Annotated in this window: 11 protein-coding genes and 2 rRNA genes; 5 read left to right on the top strand and 8 right to left on the bottom strand. The window is 60.0% G+C overall.

Going from position 1 to position 17,026, the window contains the following annotated elements; genetic code table 11:
• Positions 1–72: 72 nt before the first annotated feature.
• Together rrf (GTQ41_RS00745) and rrf (GTQ41_RS00750) are read left to right on the top strand one after the other, a co-directional pair.
• Positions 73–188, top strand: a 5S ribosomal RNA gene (gene rrf / locus GTQ41_RS00745).
• Positions 189–293: 105 nt separating this feature from the next.
• A 5S ribosomal RNA gene (rrf, locus tag GTQ41_RS00750) occupies positions 294–409 on the top strand.
• Positions 410–652: 243 nt separating this feature from the next.
• On the opposite strand, the gene GTQ41_RS00755 is transcribed toward rrf (GTQ41_RS00750), so the two are convergent.
• The 3 genes from GTQ41_RS00755 to GTQ41_RS00765 all read right to left on the bottom strand — a co-directional run bounded on the left by GTQ41_RS00755 (position 653) and on the right by GTQ41_RS00765 (position 4,743).
• Positions 653–3,154 (bottom strand): TonB-dependent siderophore receptor, encoded by a 2,502-nt coding sequence (locus GTQ41_RS00755; protein WP_047290703.1) that lies wholly within the window; start codon positions 3,152–3,154, stop codon positions 653–655.
• Between the two features lie 87 nt (positions 3,155–3,241).
• On the bottom strand, positions 3,242–4,243 hold the full coding sequence (locus GTQ41_RS00760) for a FecR domain-containing protein (RefSeq protein WP_047290704.1): 1,002 nt from the start codon (positions 4,241–4,243) through the stop codon (positions 3,242–3,244).
• Positions 4,243–4,743: a sigma-70 family RNA polymerase sigma factor gene (locus GTQ41_RS00765; RefSeq protein ID WP_047290705.1), complete on the bottom strand. Its 501-nt coding sequence runs from the start codon at positions 4,741–4,743 to the stop codon at positions 4,243–4,245. The genes GTQ41_RS00760 and GTQ41_RS00765 overlap by 1 nt, the downstream gene beginning before the upstream one ends.
• A 311-nt stretch (positions 4,744–5,054) precedes the next feature.
• On the opposite strand from GTQ41_RS00765, the gene GTQ41_RS00770 reads away from it, so the two are divergent.
• The gene (locus GTQ41_RS00770; protein ID WP_047290706.1) at positions 5,055–6,935 is read left to right on the top strand and encodes a methyl-accepting chemotaxis protein; all 1,881 of its coding nucleotides are present in this window, start codon (positions 5,055–5,057) and stop codon (positions 6,933–6,935) included.
• 146 nt (positions 6,936–7,081) lie between these two features.
• On the opposite strand, the gene GTQ41_RS00775 is transcribed toward GTQ41_RS00770, so the two are convergent.
• The 5 genes from GTQ41_RS00775 to GTQ41_RS00795 form a co-directional block, all read right to left on the bottom strand.
• Positions 7,082–7,549: an SRPBCC family protein gene (locus tag GTQ41_RS00775; RefSeq protein ID WP_047290707.1), complete on the bottom strand. Its 468-nt coding sequence runs from the start codon at positions 7,547–7,549 to the stop codon at positions 7,082–7,084.
• A gap of 22 nt (positions 7,550–7,571) precedes the next feature.
• Positions 7,572–10,964 carry a non-ribosomal peptide synthetase gene (locus tag GTQ41_RS00780; RefSeq protein ID WP_047290708.1) on the bottom strand — a complete coding sequence of 1,131 codons (3,393 nt, stop codon included), beginning with the start codon at positions 10,962–10,964 and terminating at the stop codon, positions 7,572–7,574.
• Between the two features lie 13 nt (positions 10,965–10,977).
• Positions 10,978–11,907, bottom strand: coding sequence for a diiron oxygenase (locus tag GTQ41_RS00785; RefSeq protein ID WP_217325404.1), 930 nt, complete (start codon positions 11,905–11,907; stop codon positions 10,978–10,980).
• Positions 11,904–12,680: a DUF3050 domain-containing protein gene (locus GTQ41_RS00790; protein WP_047290710.1), complete on the bottom strand. Its 777-nt coding sequence runs from the start codon at positions 12,678–12,680 to the stop codon at positions 11,904–11,906. The genes GTQ41_RS00785 and GTQ41_RS00790 overlap by 4 nt, the downstream gene beginning before the upstream one ends.
• Before the next feature lie 768 nt (positions 12,681–13,448).
• On the bottom strand, positions 13,449–14,159 hold the full coding sequence (locus GTQ41_RS00795; protein ID WP_047290711.1) for a GntR family transcriptional regulator: 711 nt from the start codon (positions 14,157–14,159) through the stop codon (positions 13,449–13,451).
• A 197-nt stretch (positions 14,160–14,356) separates the two neighbouring features.
• Between GTQ41_RS00795 and lapG the strand changes: the two genes are divergently transcribed.
• Together lapG and lapD are read left to right on the top strand one after the other, a co-directional pair.
• Positions 14,357–15,049 carry a cysteine protease LapG gene (gene lapG / locus GTQ41_RS00800; protein ID WP_217325405.1) on the top strand — a complete coding sequence of 231 codons (693 nt, stop codon included), beginning with the start codon at positions 14,357–14,359 and terminating at the stop codon, positions 15,047–15,049.
• A gap of 14 nt (positions 15,050–15,063) precedes the next feature.
• Positions 15,064–17,010 carry a cyclic di-GMP receptor LapD gene (gene lapD / locus GTQ41_RS00805; RefSeq protein WP_217325406.1) on the top strand — a complete coding sequence of 649 codons (1,947 nt, stop codon included), beginning with the start codon at positions 15,064–15,066 and terminating at the stop codon, positions 17,008–17,010.
• The last annotated feature ends 16 nt before the right edge of the window (positions 17,011–17,026 follow it).

Here is a 17,026-nt window from a genome sequence, read left to right on the forward strand (position 1 = left end):
TCACAAACACCTGTATCACATACCCGATTTGCTGAAGCGAGGCCAGTTGGTCACGAGTCAGTACCCGAATTTCTTGACGACCATAGAGCGTTGGAACCACCTGATCCCATCCCGAACTCAGAAGTGAAACGATGCATCGCCGATGGTAGTGTGGGGTTTCCCCATGTGAGAGTAGGTCATCGTCAAGATTAAATTCCGAAACCCCAATTGCGAAAGCAGTTGGGGTTTTGTTTTAGTAGAAGTCACCGATTTTGCTGGCACGTTACCGTGTTGACGGGTCAGATACAGAATTTCTTGACGACCATAGAGCGTTGGAACCACCTGATCCCATCCCGAACTCAGAAGTGAAACGATGCATCGCCGATGGTAGTGTGGGGTTTCCCCATGTGAGAGTAGGTCATCGTCAAGATTAAATTCCAGAACCCCTGTCTGCTAACGCAGACAGGGGTTTTGTCGTTTCAGGGAAATAAAAAATCAGGCCGCTTTGCGAGCCGTATTGATCTTCCACGCAACCGATTACTTCTTCCGGAACGGTTTGTCACGGGGGTAATCACAGCGCCTCAGCTGAGGCCGTTTGAACTGCGCCCTTAAAATCGAAAAAGCCAGCCCCTGAATGATCAGGGGCTGGCTTTTTTATGCATAAGGCTAAGGTTCAGAACTGGTAGCTGACCGTGGCCGCGACGTTGCGCTCTTCGCCCATGTAGCAAAAGCTCAGACTGGCGCAGGAGGCCACGTAAGACTCGTTGGTCAGGTTATTCGCATTCAATCGAACGTCGACGCCCTTCAAGCCGACCTTGCCCAGGTCATAACCGATCGATGCGTCGAACAACGTGTAAGACGGCACCTTCAGTGTGTTTTCCGCATCCGCCCAGCTATAACCGACATAACGCACACCACCGCCTAAACGCAGGCCATCGAGTGCCGCGCTATCGAACTTGTAGTCGGCCCACAACGATGCCATGTGCCGCGGTGCCTGAGTCGGCGAGTTGCCTTTGTTTTCGATTACGTCGGTCGGCGTACTCAGGGTACTGACCATCGACTTCGAATACTCGATATCGGTGAAGGTATAGCTACCGAGCACTTTCAGGTTGTCGGTCACCTGCATGTGCGCTTCCAGTTCCAGACCTTGCGAACGCACGGCGCCGACAGCACGGTAGAAATTTTCCTGGGGCAGCTTGGTCGCCAGGTTCTCCTGATCGATATGGAACAGCGAGGCGGTGAACAGATTGTCGGTGCCCGGCGGCTGGTACTTCAGGCCGACTTCCCATTGCGTTCCGTCGGTTGGCGGCAGTGGATTGCCGGCGCTGTCAGCATACGAGTTCGGGTTAAACGACTCGGAATAGCTGATGTACGGCGCCAAGCCGTTTTCAAACAGATACAAGGCGCCAGCGCGGCCGGTCAGTTTGGTGCGGCGGTCGTTGATTTCGGTGCCCACTGGCCGTCCCGCTTCGGCGATACGGTTCTCATCCGACGTCTCGACCCAGTCCTGACGCAGGCCGAGTGAGAAGCGCCACTGGTCCATCTCGATCAGGTCTTGCAGGTATACGCCGGTTTGTTCCAGGCGGCGCAGATAACGGGTCTCGCCGTACATGTCGATCGCCGAATTGCCGTAGACCGGGTCGAAGGCATTGATCGGCGCCAGGCCGCCGCTGGTCCAGTCGACCACGGTTTTGCGCCGTTGATAATCTGCGCCCATCAACACGGTGTGCTTGGTGGCACCGGTGAAGAATTCGGCCTGCAGCATGTTGTCGACGATGAACGCATGCAGACGCTCATCGCCGCCGGTGTAATAGCGGTTCAGTTCGTTGCTGGTTGGCGTCGTCCAGCCATAGGCGTAGACCTGATCCATGTTCACTTTGGAGTCGAGGTAACGGAAATTCTGCCGCGCCGTGAAGACATCGTTGAAGCGATGTTCGAACTGATAGCCAAACGACTGCTGATTCCGCGAGTACCCATCAACTCCCGGCTCGCCCTCGAAGAAGTGCGGCGAGATGCGGTTGCCGTTGCGCTGATGAATCGTCCCGTCTGCCGGCACGCCGCCGTGGTAGCCGCCATCCGGATCGTGTTGTAGATACGCCTGCAGTGTCAGCGAAGTGTCTTCAGTGAAATCGATGCTCAGGGTTGGGGCGAGAGCGAAGCGTTTTTCCTTGTTGTGGTCGAATTGCGTGTCGGATTGATCCGTCAAACCGGTCAGACGATAGGCGATGCGCTTGTCGTCATCGACCGGACCGCTGAAGTCAAAACCGACACCGCGCTGGCCTTGGGTGCCGACCGTGGCCTGAACTTGATGATAGGCCTCGTACAACGGTTTTTTGCTGGTCAGCGCCACCAGGCCACCGGGCGAACTGCGACCGTACAACACGGACGATGGGCCTTTGAGAATATCCACGCGTTCAAGGAAATACGGATCGACCTGCATGGTGCTGTAGGTGCCGCTGTCACCCATCGACTTGAGGCCGTCGAGATAGATGTTGTCCACCGAACCGTCGTTGAAACCGCGCATCGCCACATAGTCGTATCGATGCGTCGCGCCGTAAGGATTGGTCAGCACGCCGGGGGTATAACGCATCGTCTGGGAGACGGTCTGCGAGCCTTGATCGTCCATTTGCTCGCGAGTCACCACCGATACGCTTTGTGACGTTTCCAGCAGCGCGGTACTGGTCTTGGTGGCGATCTGGCTGTGGGTGGCGTTGTAGCCCTCCATGCTGCCCAGTGCATTTCCGAGAGCGAAGCCTTTGATATCAGTGGCCGGCAGCGCCAGTGCATCGCTGTCGCTGACCGAGTGCAGAATGTAGCTGCTGCCATCCTGGCTGACCGCTTCCAGACCCGAGCCACTCAGCAAATGGCTCAACGCTTGATCGGTTGAATATTCGCCCTGCACGCCTGGCGACTGCCGCCCCTGCGTTTGCTGGGGTGTCATCGACAAGGTAATACCCGCCTCGCGCGCAAACCGGTTCAGTGCTTCGTCCAAGGGGCCGGCGCCAATGTTGTAGCGATGGCTGCTCGCTTCACTGGCATTAGCGGCGAGGCTCAGGGCAGGCAACACTCCGGTGCCCAGAGCAGTGGAGAGCAGGGCGGCGCGAACGGCGTGGCGTAACAGGCCTGATTCGGCAGTGAAAGGCAGAGGTTTCTTACAGGTGATGCGGACAGTCATTGTCGGTTTCCGTGGCAAGTCGCTAAAGCGGAATGGAGGTGCTTACTGACCAAGCCGGATTTGCCGCAAAAAACCGCCAAAATAATTTCAGGCCACTGCCTCAATCATTACCCACCACCGGGTGCGATAGCGCAACTGCACCGGCAACGTCTGCGGCAGGATGGCCAACAGCTTGTCGGTGTCCTCCAGGCGGAACACGCCGGACAGGCGCAAATCTGCCACCGCCGGCGCGCACGTCACGAAACCTGGACGATAACGTCCGACCTCGTTGAGAAAATCGCCCAGGCGCATATTGCGAGTGACGATCAGACCGTCGACCCACGCGCCCGCGTCCATATCTGGTGGCGGCGCCGGGCGTACCTGGTGGTGATCGATCAGGTAGGTCTGCCCGGCGAGTGACTCAACCAAGGTGCCAGCGCTATGAATGGTCACACGGCCGTGGGTGACGCTCAGCCGCGTGCAATCACTGTCCTGACGCAGGATGAAGCGGGCGTGGGTCGGCTCATAAACGCCGTGACGACTTTGTACGCGTAGCGCCCGATTGAACGCCGCGCCTTCATCGTTACCACCGCATGTGACGATGATTTCGCCGCGATTGAGTTTGATCAACCGCTGCTGCGCGGTGTAGTCCAGATCCACCGCACTGGCAGTGTTCAGCTCGATCCGCGTGCCGTCGGGCAGCTGGAACCCGCGACGCTCGCCGGTCGCCGTAGCGTAATCAGCGCGCCACTGCTGCCACACGGAGGTGTCCTTGGCCAGCCATGCCGCGGAGCCCATCAGCACCGCGCCGGACAGCAGCTTCAAGGCTTGTCGCCGGCCCAGTCCTTGCGCACTGTTTTCCAGCGTATTGAACGCGACCTGGGCGCCGGGCGCTGCGCGCAGGTTATGGCTCAGTTCGGCCTGCAGCGACTGCACGCGCTGCCAGGCCAGTTCATGTTCATGATGTTCGGCGCGCCACGCATCGCACTGATGACTCAGGCGCGCATTGCCATGGTTGTTGCGCAGGCGCAGCAACCAGTGGATGGCTTGCTTGACCACCTGTTGCGGCGGCTCGGCGCGACGCCCGACCGAGTTGTTATCCACTGGCATCAACTTGCGTACCGCAACACGTAGCAGTGATACAGCGCAGCGGCGATGTAACGTTCGACTGAGCGCAGAGACAAGCCCATTCGCGCGGCGATCTGCTTGTGGGTCAAGCCTTCGCACTGCGCCAGCAGAAACGCCTGACGCACTTTCGGCCGCAAGCCTTCGAGCATGCGCGCGATGTCCTCAAGCAATTCGATTACCAGCGCGCGGGTTTCGGCGCTTGGGGCTTCGGCTTCGGGCAAGTGGGCGATGGTTTCGAGATAGGCGCGTTCGATTTCTTCACGACGCCAGAGGTCGATCACCAGACCACGGGCGATGGTGCGCAAAAAAGCCCGAGGCGCCTTGAGTTCCAGGCGTTCGCTGCGCTGCAGCAGACGGACGAAGGTGTCCTGGGCCAGATCCGCCGCATCCGCGGCATTGCCCAGTCGCGCTCGCAGCCAGGCGTTGAGCCAGCCGTGATGACTCCTGTAAAGCGCCTGCACTGCAAACTCAGGTGAGGACATGAACGCAACAGCCCAAACGTCACAAATGATAATTAGTCGCATTGTCATCAAGGGCTACAGAATTTGCAACCGGCGCTGCAAAACAGTCATCAAAAAATGACAGACGAACGCTCTGGCACGCCGTTCGGCGGGAATCTGGCAGAAATGCCGTCCATTTCCTGCAAAGCGCTAAGTTTTCTCCGACGCGTGCCGAAAGACTGGTGAGACATGCGTGCACCAAAGTAGAGCGGCCGTCAGAACGCCGCCTGCGCTGTACATGGAATGTTGCATCCCGGAACGCATCCCCACTTTTGCATAAGAAGTCCCATGAAATGAATCTCAAGTTCAGCCATAAAATCCTGTTGGCCGCCTCGGGCGTCGTGGTCCTGGCTTTCGCTTTGTTCACCCTCTACAACGACTATCTGCAGCGCAACACCATCGGCCAGAATCTCCAGTCGTCCGTGCAGCAGGCCGGCGATCTGACCGCCAGCAGCGTGCAGAACTGGATGAGCGGGCGAATTCTGGTGCTGGAAAACCTTGCGCAAAACGTTGCCCATCAGGGCAAGAACGCCGACTTCCCGGGGCTGGTCGATCAACCGGCCTTCACCTCGAACTTCCAGTTCACCTACGTCGGTCAAGCCAACGGGGTGTTCACCCAGCGCCCTGACGCGAAGATGCCCGACGGTTACGACCCGCGTCAGCGCCCTTGGTACAAGCAAGCCGTCGCTGCCGACAAAACCATGCTGACGCCGCCGTACATGGCGGCGGTCGGTGGTCTGGTGGTGACCATCGCCATGCCGGTGAAAAACAATGGCGAACTGCTGGGTGTGGTCGGCGGTGACCTGAGCCTGGAAACCCTGGTGAAGATCATCAATTCGGTGGACTTCGGTGGCCTCGGTCACGCATTCCTCGTCAGCGGTGACGGCCAGGTGATCGTCAGCCCGGACAAAGACCAGGTAATGAAGAACCTCAAGGACATCTACCCGAACGCCGGCGTGCGCATCGAGAAGGGCAACCAGAACGTGGTACTCAACGGCCAGGAGCGCATCCTGTCGTTCACCCCGGTCAGCGGCTTGCCGAATGCCGACTGGTACATCGGCCTGTCGATCGATCGTGACAAGGCCTACGCCGCGCTCAGCCAGTTCCGCACTTCGGCGTTGATCGCGATGTTCGTCGCGGTCGCTGCGATTGCGCTGCTGCTGAGCCTGCTGATCAACGTTCTGATGCGTCCGCTGACCACCATGGGTCGTGCGATGCAGGACATCGCCCAGGGCGAAGGCGACCTGACTCGTCGTCTGGTCGTGCAAGGCAAGGATGAGTTCGCTGAACTGGGCAGTTCGTTCAACCAGTTCGTCGAGCGCATTCACGCGTCGATCTCCGAAGTGTCGTCGGCCACCCGTCATGTACACGACCTGTCGCAACGGGTGATGGCATCGTCCAACGCCTCGATCATTGGTTCCGACGAACAAAGCGCCCGTACCAATAGCGTGGCCGCCGCGATCAACCAGTTGGGCGCCGCGACTCAGGAAATCGCCCGCAACGCCGCCGACGCTTCGCAACACGCCAGCGGCGCGAGCGAACAGGCTGATGACGGTCGTCAGGTGGTCGAGCAGACCATTCAGGCGATGACCGAGCTGTCGCAGAAGATCAGCCTGTCGTGCACTCAGATCGAAACCCTCAATGCCAGCACCGACAACATCGGCCACATCCTCGATGTGATCAAAGGCATCTCGCAGCAGACCAACCTGCTGGCGCTCAACGCGGCCATCGAAGCGGCCCGTGCCGGTGAAGCCGGACGCGGTTTTGCCGTGGTGGCGGACGAAGTGCGTAACCTCGCGCATCGCACCCAGGAGTCGGCGGAGGAGATCCACAAGATGATCACTTCGTTGCAGGTCGGTTCCCGTGAAGCGGTGACCACCATGAACGCCAGTCAGGCGTCCAGCGAAGAGAGCGTTGAAGTGGCCAATCAGGCGGGCCTGCGCCTGGTCAGCGTGACCCAGCGCATCGGTGAAATCGACGGCATGAACCAGTCGGTGGCTGCCGCGACCGAGGAGCAGACGGCGGTGGTGGAAACCCTCAACGTCGACGTCAACCAGATCAACCTGCTGAACCAGCAGAGCGTCGCCAACCTCAATGAAACGTTGAAGGATTGTGATGCGTTGTCGCAGCAGGCGAATCGGTTGAAGCAGTTGGTCGACAGCTTCAAGATCTGACGTCTAGCAGACCGCGTTATCGTTCATCGCGGGCAAGCCCGCTCCCACAGGATTTCTGGCGAACACAACATCTGTGACCGACCTGGAGCCTGTGGGAGCTGGCTTGCCAGCGATAGTGGCGGTGCAATCACTGCCAATCCGAAGCCTTAGACAAACAGCTTCAGCACATTCCCCATCGCATCATCGGCAAACCCCTGCACGAAATCCTTGAACCCCGGCAGCGCCTCGGCACCTCCGCTGGCCGGTTCGGCAATGATTGTCCAGGTCGCCCGCGACTTGCCCGCCCCCAAAGATTCCACATTCATCGCCGCCCACAGATTGGCCACACCCAGCGTGTTGTAGATCGTGGTCCAGGTCATGGCGCGCGCCTGCTCATCGCGGGAGTTGAGTTGCTCGACCACCACGTTGCCGTCCTTGAAGACCTTCTTGCGCAGCGAGGACACGCCTTCACCGGTCATTTCGATGTGCGACAACGCCGGAATAAACCGGTCGAAAGCGGCGAAATTGCCGACCACCGCCCAAACCTGCGCCGCGTCCGCCGGCACTTCCACCGACGACACAACGTGGCAGCCGTGCGGGTTTTTGATCAAGGTGTCGGGTTGCAGATTGCTCATGGTGTTGCTCCTTTTTGATGAACTAGATGAAGTTGATCTGTTTCAGGTAATCGCAGCCGCGACGCAGCAGCGCCGGGGATTTTTCCGGGTATTGCGCGCCCATCTGTTGCACCCCGGCGTGGGCGTTGGCGTGGCCGATCAGGGAGATGTCGCCGATGTCTTCCTCGAAGCCGTTGAGGTAGAAACCAAGCACGCCGAACAGCGCGTTGTCGGCGTCGACCCGGCCCAGTTGCTGTTGCCAGTCGGCGACACTGACCAGCGAAAATTCGCTGCCGGTTTCGCGGAACGACGCGACGTAGGCATCCCAACTCAGCGGCTCGGGGTTGTGCAGGTTGAACACCGCTCGCTCGCTCGAATAACGGCTGGCGTGGAAGGCGATGAAACGGGCGAGAAAGTCCACCGGCATCAGGTCGAAATTCAGTGCGAAGGCCGGCACTTGACCGAGCTGGATCGAGCCCTTGAGCATCAGCATCAAACGGTTCTTGTGCGGTTGGCAGACGCCGCTCAGGCTGTTGAAACTGATGTTGCCGGGGCGATACAGGTTGACCCACACCCCACGCTCGCGCGCCCGCTCAAGGATGCGCTCGCCGACCCACTTCGACAGGTTGTAGCCATTGCGGATGTAGATCGGCGGGGTCGGTGCGGCGGGCAGTTCGAGTACGCGGCCTTCGCTATCGACGGTGCTGGAAGCGGACAGCGTCGAGACAAAGTTGAAGACCTTTTTGCTGCGCCCTTCACACAGGCGCAGCAGCTCGAAAATCGGCTCGACGTTATCCGCGGCCAGCGACTCGTAATCGAGCACATGGTTGACGTTGGCGGCGTTGTGCACCAGTGCGCCGAACTCGCGATCCAGGCGCTGATAATCGGCATCGGCCAAGCCCAGTTGCGGACGGGTGATGTCTGCCGAGTAGATCCGCACCCGGCTCAGGTCCAGATGCTCCAGGCGGTTCTCGCGCAACGCCTGGGCAAACCGCTGCGCCGCCGTTTGTCCGCCACCGTCACGCACCAGACACGCCACCTCGCTGGCGCCCCAGCCGAGCAGCGCTTCGACAATGTGTACGCCGACAAAACTGTTGGCGCCGGTGACGATCACTTTGTGCACATCGCCCAGGCGACTGATCGGCAACGGCTCGATGTTCAGCGGGCGTTCGGCGTCGGCCATGGCCTGGGCGCTGAGCACCGCGCTGTCATCGGTCCCGCGCACCAGCGTTGCGAGCTTGATGATGGTCGGCAATTCGATGAAGCGGTTGATCGAAATGCTACGGCCGAATTCCTCACGCAAACGCAGCAACATGCGCGACAGCAGGATCGAATGCCCACCGAGGTTGAAGAAACTTTCGTCGGTGGAAATATCGCTGGTGGGCAGCTCCAGCAGTTCCGCCCAGATCTCCAGCAGCAGCGCTTCGTCGGCATTTGCCGGCAGGCATTTCGGGCCGCTGTCCTGCACGCTCACCGGCAGTTCCAGCAACGCCTTGCGGTCGACCTTGCCGTTGCTGGCGAATGGCATGTGCGGCAGTTCAGTCCACGCCACCGGTTGCATGTAGTCCGGCAAAAACTGCTGGGCATGCGCCTTCAATAGATCGCGGGCAGCGTCCGATTGCGGCTGCGCAAGGAACGCCAGAATCCGCCGCTGACTGTCGATCACCACCGCCACCTGACGGTACAACTGGCTCTCGCGCAGGCAGCGTTCGATCTCTTCCGGCTCGACCCGGAAACCACGGATTTTCACCTGATTGTCGCGCCGTCCGCACAGCTCGATACCGTGTTCGCCCCACTTGGCCATGTCGCCACTGCGGTAGGCGCGCAAGTTCTCACCGTGCGGCAGTTGCAGGGTCAGGTAGCGCTCGGCGGTCTGCTGTGGGTTGTTCAAGTAACCGAGGCAGACGCCGGGACCGACGATGAACAATTCGCCGACGGTGTTCTCCGTCACTGGTTGCAGGTCGTCATCGAGAATCAGCACCTGACTGTTGGCAATCGGTGCGCCAAGAGTGCGGTTGCTGTCACCTGGTTGCAGTTGCCGGGCGGTAATCAGCACCGTCGTTTCGGTAGGGCCGTACAGGTTATGCAGCTTGCCCTGACGGGTCAGTTGCTCGATGACGAAGGGCTCGCAGACGTCGCCACCGGTCATCACCTCCACGCCTTGCAATTGCTCCAACGGCAGGATGCTCAGCAGCGCTGGCGGCAGGAACGCGTGGGTCAGTTGCCGGCGGCGGATCAACGCCACCAGTTGCAGCGGATCGCGGCGCTGGGTGTCGTCGGGCACCACCAGTTCGGCGCCCTGCAGCAGCGTCGGAAAGATATCGATCAGCGATGAGTCGAAGCTCAGCGAAGAGAACTGCAACACCCGGCTTTCGGCGCGCAACTGCACGTAATCGGCGTACCACGCGGTGAAGTGCGCGAGGTTCGCCTGGCTCAGCAGCACGCCCTTCGGATGCCCGGTAGTGCCTGAGGTGTAGAGCGCCATGCACGGTGCTTCAAGCGTCGCCCGTTGACGCATCAACGGTTGGCTGAGATCCGCATCCGCGCTGTCGATACAACTGACATCCAGACCGGGCATTGACTCACTGAGCGGGTGCTCGCCATCGTGCAGCAACAACACCGCGCCAGCGTTCTGCAGGATGTATTGCTGGCGCTGCAACGGATGGCTCGGCTCCAGCGGCAGGTACACCGCGCCACTGCCGAGCACCGCCAGAATCGAGGCAAACAGCGCCGGGCTTTTCGGCTGACAGATACCTACGATCCACGGCTGCGGATGTTGCTTGAGCAATGGCAGCAGGCGTTGCTGGATCGCACAGCTGGGGGCGTGTAACTGGCGATAGCTGAGTGACTGCTCGGCCAGGTGCAGCGCCGGTCGCTCGGCGTGTTCGATCAGGCTGCGTTGCAGACGCTCGATCAGCGGTATCTGCGCCTGCTTGAGCAGCATCGGGTTGGCCGTGTCGTTAAGGCGATGGACGTAGGCCAGGCTGTCGAGAAACCGCAGGTCTTCCACCTGTTCGAAATCCGCTGCCGTGGCGGGCATCACCTGCTGGAAATACTCCGCATCGCGGGAGAAACGGCTGACCAGCAGCGCGACTTCGTCAACCACCTGCGTCAGCACCCGCTGACGCAGAGCCTGACCGTTGCCGGACGGCTCATCGCCAATCGGCACACGGCTGATCAGAGACGAGCCGAGGAAGCACAGCAGGTCGAGCGTCGGTAAACCGCCAAGGCTCTGCGCAGCGATACCCAGGCGCAGGTGCAAGTGCGGGATGGCGCAGAAATCGCCGGCGCCGATGAAGCCATCGTCGATGATCAGATCCACCGGCGATTGCGCCGCGCCGCTGCGCAGCAAGGTGTGACCGTGTTGTTCGAGTTCCTGCGCCAGGTCGGTCATGGCCTGGCTGGCGCCAATCAGCAAAATGTCGAGACGTCTCATGTCAGCCTCCTCATCAAACCAGATAGTCGCGCAGGGCGTGCTGCACGCAGGGCGTGTCGAGCAGCGAGCTGCTGTGGAAAAAACGCACGATGTTGCCCACCAGCGGATGATGGCGATTGATCGGGAAGGCCAGGCCGGCCATCTCGTCCTTGAGGGAACGGCGCACGGCATCGCTGACCGGCAAGGCGTCGATCAGGCGCAGATCGAAGGACTTTTGAATGTCGTTGGTCAGGTAATGGCCGATAAACACCGGCAGGATCTGCGCGATGGTTGCCCGGTCCGCGTCACTGGCGGTGTGCCAATAGATGCGCACCATGCGCGCCCAGAAACTGGAATGCCGTCCCTCATCCAGCAAGTGATCGGCCATCAGGCCTTTGATCGACGGCTTGACCGTGTCGTCACGGGCAAACGCGGCGACGTCGCCGGTCACGGTGTTTTCGGCGATCGCCACGCAGATCAGCTCCACCGCGCTGCGCAGGTGCTCGGGCGCCAACGCCACAGCGGCAGGAATCGCCCGGCTCAGTTCAATTTCAGTGGGCAGTTCGATCGGCTCGATGCCGGTCATGGCTACGGTCTGTTGCATGAAGTCCATCGCCACCAGCGCGTGGTAATCCTCGTCCACCACCACGGTCATGGCGTCGTAGCGACAGGCGAACGGGAAGACCACGGCAAAGCGATTCTTGGCGATACTGCGCGCGGTCTTGTCGACGATCTCGGTTTCGAAAATCACCACGTCGTTGATGAACTTGTACAGCGTCTGCACCAGGGCAAAATCCCGCTGTTGCGGGTACTCGCGCAGGAAGGTGTCGCTGAGCACCAGGGGCTGGCGGCTCAACGGATAGATCAGGCGCTCATCGTCTTCCAGTAAGCGCCGTGGCCGGGTGCGGATGGTGGCGCGGCTTTCCCAGGCGTCGGCGAAGGATTGGTAATCGGCGGCGTTCATTGGGCCACCTCCGCCAACGATTCGCGCATGCTCAGACGCAGGCCGTCCCACAAGGCGATGCGGCTTTCCACCGCCGCGATGGCACTGGCGTAGACTTCGGCTTCGCGTTGCGGATCGCCATCGACCAGACGCTCAAGCAGTTGCTCCGCCGCCGGACCGTGATCTTCGGAATCGACCTCGATGTGGCGCTCCAGGTAATAGCGAAAGGTCGGCGCCTGTTCGATACCGATCCCCCAGTCATCGAGGATGCGCTGGAACATGGTCGGGATGACGCTCTCGCGACCATGCAGGAACGCGGCAGCGACGCTGTGGCCTGGCGCATGCAGCGCGGTGTTCAGCGTCTCGCGAACAAATTTTGCTGCTGCCGGATCCACTTCCACACTTTGCAGGGCGACGTCGTAACTCACGCCCTCCTGTTGCAGCGCGACAAAGCGTTCGACTGCCGTGGTGCTCGCACCGACTTCGCGCATGGCGTCCAGATACAGCTCGAAATGACTGTAATGGCCGTGAGCGGGACGGTCGTCGGACTCTTCGCCGAGCACGATCTCGTTGATCAGCCGCGCAGCATGCGGGTCACGCGGCGGCAGCCACGGCAGACGGGTGCAGGTCAGTTCTTGTTGGAGACGCTTGGTCAGCGACATGAAATCCCAGACGGCGAAGACGTGGGATTCCATGAACCGGCGCAGTACCGATAACGAATCGATTTCAGTAAAGATCGGATGAACGCTCAATTGAGCTTTTATCAGGGCGAGTTGTTCTTTAGTTGGCGTCATGGCTAACCTCAGTGTTATTGGAATAGAGAAAGTTGCTCGTTCGGTGCGTCAACGCAGACTGTCTGGGTTTTAAACTTTTATAGTGGCGAGCGCAGGCCTCATTCAGTTAAATGAACGTGTGAAAAGTGCATTGGAGGCTCTGGGCTGTGTCAGGGCAACTATTTGCCATGGCTGTCAGCTGAGTGCAGAGCCGTGCCGTGTTTGCGGGGTTTAACCTGCTCGGCGAGGAAAAACTAATACATCATCAAATAACTTAACAAGTTTATTTTTAATTATTTTAAGTTTGCTGTTTTTTAAGTATGAGTTGGTCTGGTAAAACTTATAAATTAAGTTTTACTTGGGCGTAGTTACTCCTTTCGGCGAACGGTGGCCAAAATTGAAGACAAGAGTGAATGCCTCACTCAGAGCAACTTTTCGATACAAGGATTGAAGTTATGTATAGGGGTGAAAGTTGGCCGGGAACGGCGCCGTAACTTCCTTTTATCCCGTGGCAAGGCTCCTTCCGTAGGTTCCTGGTGCGAGGACTGCGCCGGCGGTGCGGTGCGTCCCCGTTCTTCATGGGTTGGCTGTTCAAGAGTGCGGGTAAATTGGCGGGACGGCTATGACCGATTCGTCCGCGGCGAGCTGCATTGCCGGACTTATGGGGGCGCTGGGAGGTTAGAGCGAACAGGCGAATCCGCCACCGGGTTTGCGGCAGACCGTAGAGAGGATTTGTAAGCGGGTTATTCGCCGGTCAGCTGCGAGCGACTGAGACCGGCGTTGAAGGCATCAACGGACCGCCTTGCGGTGTTGTCCGGCAGGGCTGGCGAGGTAACGGGTGATCACCTCGACGCCACGGTTGAGGTGTTGTGTGAGCAGCTTCACCGACAGTTCGACATCGCGTTCGATCACGGCCTGGAGCATCGCCCGGTGATCTTCCTGGGACAGTTTGCCCAGTCCCATGGCTTCGAGGTTGAAACGCAGAAACCGCTCTTCTTCGTTCAGGCCGTCTTCGACCAGTCGCAGCAACCGCTGATTTGGCGCCTTGCGGTACAAGGCCATGTGGAACAGGCGATTGAGTCGACCGATTTCGCTGTAGTCGTGCTGGGTCTCGAGTGCTTCGATATAACCGGCGGCAAGCGCGTGATCCGCGCTGGTCAGCAGCGGAACCGACTGGCGCATGGCTTCGGATTCGAGCAGGATTCGCAACTCGTAGGTTTCAGTAGCGTCGCCCTGAATCAACGGGGCAACCACAGCGCCTTTGTGGGTCGTGACGCTCAGCAGCTCCTGGGCCTCCAGCTGACGCAGAGCCTCGCGCACCGGCATGCGGCTGACCCCGAACAAGTCAGCCAGATCCTGCTGACGCAGGGCGGTGCCGCACGGTAAACGACCGTCAAGGATCGCCGAGCGCAACGTCTCCTCGATGATCGAACGGGCAAGATGTGCAGGAATCGGCCCATCGACTTTGATGCTGTGCAGCGGGTTGGGCTTCTGTGTCACAACTACTCACCCTGAATGAAGACGGAATTTGGATCCAAAGACACTAGTGATTGCTCTACAGGTTGTCAAACCATGTAAAGGATTGCTGTCCTGAGTAAAGTTTAGCGCGCTGGCGATGATCTCATGGTGCCATTGTTTTTTGCCGGGCTAAGCTTCACCATCAAACGCTTTCCTTCCTGCCCCCTTGGAAACCTGCTGTGGCGGTACGTTTCGCGATCCCTCGGACTTTGCGCTGGCTAGGCGGCGCACTGCTGCTGGCCGGCGTCATGCTGGGCGGTCTGCATGCCGATTGGGATTTTTCCGCGATCAGCCGCAAAGCCACGGCGCTGTACGGGCCGCTGGGCGCCGGGCAGCAGCGGATCGATGCCTGGCAGAACCTGCTGGCCACGCAGAAACAGGTCAGCGAGATGGAAAAACTGAAAGTCGTGAACCTGTTTTTCAACAAACAGGTGCGCTATGTAGAGGACATCGATCTGTGGGGCCAGGTCGATTATTGGGAGACGCCCATCGAAGCGCTGTGGAAAGGCGCCGGCGATTGCGAAGACTACGCGATCGCCAAGTATTTCAGCCTGCGCCATCTCGGGGTCTCCAGTGACAAGCTGCGCATCACCTACGTCAAGGCGCTGCGCCAGAATCGCGCGCACATGGTACTGACTTACTACGCCACCCCCGATGCCATGCCGCTGGTGCTCGACAGTCTGATCGATCCGATTCAGCCTGCGTCCCAGCGGACCGATTTGCTGCCGGTCTACTCTTTCAATGCCGAAGGTCTGTACCTACCGGGCGCTAAGGGCAACAAAAAGGTCGGTGACACCAAACGCCTGTCGCGCTGGCAGGATGTGCTGAAGAAAATGCAGGCCGAAGGTTTTCCGGTCGAAACGACTAACTAGGAGCACGCGCTCAGATGTCTTTGTTCAAACAGCTGTTGATCGCTATCTGTCTGTTCCTGGTGGTCGCCTTCACTGGCAGCTTCATGGTCAGTCTGGAGAGCTCGCGCACCCAGTACGTCAACCAGCTGCGCTCCCATGCCCAGGACGCTGCCACGGCGCTGGCGTTGTCGCTGACGCCGAATATCGACGACCCGGCGATGGTCGAGCTGCTGGTCAGCTCGATTTTCGACAGCGGTTATTACGCGAGCATCCGTGTGGTCGGCCTCAAGACCGACCAGACCATCGTCGAGCGCAGCGGGATTCCGGCGGTGAGCAATGTGCCCGACTGGTTCGTCAAACTGATCGGCCTGGAACCAGCCGGTGGCGATGCCTTGGTCAGCCGTGGCTGGGAGCAGGCCGCGCGGGTCGAGGTGGTCAGCCACCCGATGTTTGCCGTGGCCAAGCTGTGGCAGAGCGCGTTGGGCAGCCTCGGCTGGCTGTTGCTGTGCGGCGCGGTCAGTGCAGTGCTCGGTGCGTTGCTGCTGCGCCGACAATTGCGCCCGCTGGATTACATGGTCAAACAGTCCCACGCCATCGCCCGTCGCGAGTTCCTCAGCCTGCCGGAGCTGCCGCGCACCCCGGAACTGCGGCGCGTGGTGCAGGCGATGAACCAGATGGTCGAGAAGCTCAAGGCGTTGTTCCAGGAACAGGCCGAGCGCAGTGAAAAACTGCGCGCCGAGTCTTATCAGGACAACCTCACCGGACTGGCCAACCGGCGCTATTTCGAGATGCAACTGCACAACCGCGTGAGCAACCCGGAGCAGGCCAGTTCCGGTTATCTGCTGCTGTTGCGGGTCAAGGATCTGGCCGGGCTCAACCAGCGCCTGGGCGGTCAGCGCACGGATGAATTGTTGAAAGCGGTCGGCGAGCAACTGTCCCGCGAGTGCGCCAAATACCCGGAAACCCAGAACCTCGTCACCCGGATTCGCGGTGGGGAATTTGCCGTGCTGGCGCCGGGGCTGGTGCGTGAAGAAGCGCTGCAACTGGCGCAGAACCTCGACAGTGCGTTGAGCAGCCTGCACGCCACCGGCGCCACCGATGTGCCGGCTGTGGCCTCCATCGGGCTCGCTCCGTTTGCCCACGGCGATTCACCGCAAGCGGTACTGACACTGGGTGATCAGGCGCTGGCGCAGGCCGAGGGGCAGGGCGAGCAGAACTGGGCGTGCATCGATCAGAGCCTGGTGGCCGAAGTCGGCGACGATCACCACGCTTGGCATCGATTGCTCGATCAGGCGCTGAACCATCAGCGCTTCGAGCTGTACTTTCAACCGGTGGTGGCCGCTCAGGACACGCAACTGGTGCTGCATTACAAAGTGCTCTCGCGCTTGCTGGATGAGCAGGGCCAGACCATTCCCGCCGGGCGCTTCCTGCCGTGGCTCGAACGTTTCGGCTGGACCGCACGACTCGACCGTTTGATGCTCGAGCGTGTGCTGGAGCAAATGAAGGCGCATGAAGATTCGCTGGCGCTGAATCTGTCTTCGGCAACCCTGGCCGATCCACAGGCCTTGAACAAAGTGTTCGAGATTCTGCGCGCACACTCCGACCTCGGCGAGCGTCTGACGCTGGAGATCGGTGAGGAGCAACTGCCGGAGCAAGCGGTGCTGGAGCAGTTGACCCGGCGTCTGCGTGAACTCGGTTTCTCCCTCAGCCTGCAGCGCTTTGGTGGACGCTTCAGCATGATCGGCAACCTGGCGCGGCTGGGGCTGGCGTACCTGAAGATCGATGGCAGCTATATTCGTGCGATCGATCAGGAAAGTGACAAGCGCTTGTTCATCGAAGCCATTCAGCGGGCGGCGCATAGCATTGATCTGCCGCTGATTGCCGAGCGCGTCGAGACTGAAGGGGAATTGTCGGTGATTCGCGAGATGGGCTTGTATGGGGTGCAGGGGCAGCTGTTTGGTGAGCCCAAGCCCTGGAATTAAACTTTTAGTGCGGCGG

The organism is Pseudomonas sp. AN-B15, assembly GCF_019056475.1.
GTDB classification, from domain to species: domain Bacteria; phylum Pseudomonadota; class Gammaproteobacteria; order Pseudomonadales; family Pseudomonadaceae; genus Aquipseudomonas; species Aquipseudomonas parakoreensis.

Bases quoted from the DNA above. Each gene is read 5' to 3' on its own strand.
- GTQ41_RS00755 (WP_047290703.1), bottom strand. From the start codon at position 3,154: ATGACTGTCCGCATCACCTGTAAGAAACCTCTGCCTTTCACTGCCGAA.
- GTQ41_RS00760 (WP_047290704.1), bottom strand. From the start codon at position 4,243: ATGCCAGTGGATAACAACTCGGTCGGGCGTCGCGCCGAGCCGCCGCAA.
- GTQ41_RS00765 (WP_047290705.1), bottom strand. From the start codon at position 4,743: ATGTCCTCACCTGAGTTTGCAGTGCAGGCGCTTTACAGGAGTCATCAC.
- GTQ41_RS00770 (WP_047290706.1), top strand. From the start codon at position 5,055: ATGAATCTCAAGTTCAGCCATAAAATCCTGTTGGCCGCCTCGGGCGTC.
- GTQ41_RS00775 (WP_047290707.1), bottom strand. From the start codon at position 7,549: ATGAGCAATCTGCAACCCGACACCTTGATCAAAAACCCGCACGGCTGC.
- GTQ41_RS00780 (WP_047290708.1), bottom strand. From the start codon at position 10,964: ATGAGACGTCTCGACATTTTGCTGATTGGCGCCAGCCAGGCCATGACC.
- GTQ41_RS00785 (WP_217325404.1), bottom strand. From the start codon at position 11,907: ATGAACGCCGCCGATTACCAATCCTTCGCCGACGCCTGGGAAAGCCGC.
- GTQ41_RS00790 (WP_047290710.1), bottom strand. From the start codon at position 12,680: ATGACGCCAACTAAAGAACAACTCGCCCTGATAAAAGCTCAATTGAGC.
- lapD (WP_217325406.1), top strand. From the start codon at position 15,064: ATGTCTTTGTTCAAACAGCTGTTGATCGCTATCTGTCTGTTCCTGGTG.